Below are 1,048 nucleotides of genomic sequence, written 5' to 3' on the forward strand. Positions count from 1 at the left end.
CTCTATAGATAAAACTAAGGCCTCGCGTGTGCGAGGCCTTTTTCTTAGTGTATCGCAACCTGAAAAGGTTATATGGTCGCATCTGTCTTAAACAGCAATACCTTGTTATCCGAGTAGCGGTAAAGATATGGGTAAGGCGATGTATTCATAGCCTCTACATCGGCCTGGAATTTTTTAGGGTTAGTTTCATATGTTTTCTGTTTGGTTGAATCCATCCAACCAAAATAAGGTACGTAGCGATAGAAGTGGCTTTGGTCTTCATATGTCGCCATCATTTCATCAGAAATAGAATACACGAGGTAACGTTTTGCTTTCGGCACGCCCTCAATGAAATCAATCTCGCCTTCTACAATTTTCTTGAAATAGCCCGGACTACGCGTCGAAACAAAGCAATGGTCTAACTCTTCTTCAACAAACACGGTATCAGGCGTAAATTCATCAGATTGTCTAAACTCGGCACATTCTGGTTTGGTAATATCCATTGCGCTGACACTTGTGTTTCGAACATTGAGAAAATCTTGCTCAAATTCAAAAATTTCCGCATTCGGATATTTTTCCTTCATCATTTGTTTAAAGCGTTCTAAGTCTTCACGATAGATTGAGTCGTAGGTGACATCATCGCCAATAGGCTCGATAGCAATATTGTGTTGATATTTGAAGGTATAAGGCAGTTTGTCTGTTGTTTGTGTGCCGAAAAAGAACGTTGCTATATTAAGGTTTGAGGCCAGGTTGCCAATTAACATGGCTGCGGTTGCGGCGGTGCTGACCGTGTTTTTGATTGCAACTTTATCGTAGTAGTCCTTCGCCAGAACATCGACATTACCCAACTTAGTCGGTTCACGCTCAGTGTAAACATACATGATTTGCATTGCTTGGCTGTACTGGTCGTAATTGTCATGCTGATAAATATCAAGATCTGAAGCCTGTTCAGTGTTGTCTACCATTGCTTCTCTATCGTGTCTCACCGTACAACCAGAGAGTAATAATGCAGCCACTGATGCTGCGAGTATCGTTTTATTCATTTTCTAGGACCACTAACTATATAAAT

1 protein-coding gene is annotated in these 1,048 nt (G+C 41.0%); it reads right to left on the reverse strand.

The genetic code is table 11. The features are described from left to right. Positions 1–68 precede the first annotated feature (68 nt). Positions 69–1,022: a hypothetical protein gene (locus BCT81_RS00240; RefSeq protein WP_241908124.1), complete on the reverse strand. Its 954-nt coding sequence runs from the start codon at positions 1,020–1,022 to the stop codon at positions 69–71. Between the last annotated feature and the right edge of the window lie 26 nt (positions 1,023–1,048).

The organism is Vibrio sp. 10N.261.52.A1 (assembly GCF_002876325.1).
In the GTDB taxonomy this organism is placed as follows: Bacteria; Pseudomonadota; Gammaproteobacteria; order Enterobacterales; family Vibrionaceae; genus Vibrio; species Vibrio chagasii.